Source organism: Lentilactobacillus kisonensis DSM 19906 = JCM 15041 (assembly GCF_001434135.1).
In the GTDB taxonomy this organism is placed as follows: Bacteria; Bacillota; Bacilli; order Lactobacillales; family Lactobacillaceae; genus Lentilactobacillus; species Lentilactobacillus kisonensis.
Genome location: NZ_AZEB01000095.1, coordinates 1 through 444, shown reverse-complemented (window position 1 = coordinate 444; position 444 = coordinate 1). Strand labels below are relative to the sequence as shown.

Sequence of the window (444 nt, the reverse complement as noted above, 5' to 3'; positions counted from 1 at the left end):
GACAAACCGGAGGAAGGTGGGGATGACGTCAAATCATCATGCCCCTTATGACCTGGGCTACACACGTGCTACAATGGACGGTACAACGAGTCGCGAAACCGCGAGGTCAAGCTAATCTCTTAAAGCCGTTCTCAGTTCGGATTGTAGGCTGCAACTCGCCTACATGAAGTTGGAATCGCTAGTAATCGTGGATCAGCATGCCACGGTGAATACGTTCCCGGGCCTTGTACACACCGCCCGTCACACCATGAGAGTTTGTAACACCCAAAGCCGGTGAGGTAACCTTCGGGGACCAGCCGTCTAAGGTGGGACAGATGATTAGGGTGAAGTCGTAACAAGGTAGCCGTAGGAGAACCTGCGGCTGGATCACCTCCTTTCTAAGGAAAAACGGAATCCTGCACATTGTCGAAAGTTTTGTTTAGTTTTGAGAGGTCTACTCTCAAA

At 50.9% G+C, this 444-nt stretch carries 1 rRNA gene; it reads left to right on the top strand.

Annotation, left to right across the window (positions count from 1 at the left end):
- Nucleotides 1-377 (top strand): 16S ribosomal RNA (locus FC98_RS13860); the annotation flags it as partial.
- Between the last annotated feature and the right edge of the window lie 67 nt (nucleotides 378-444).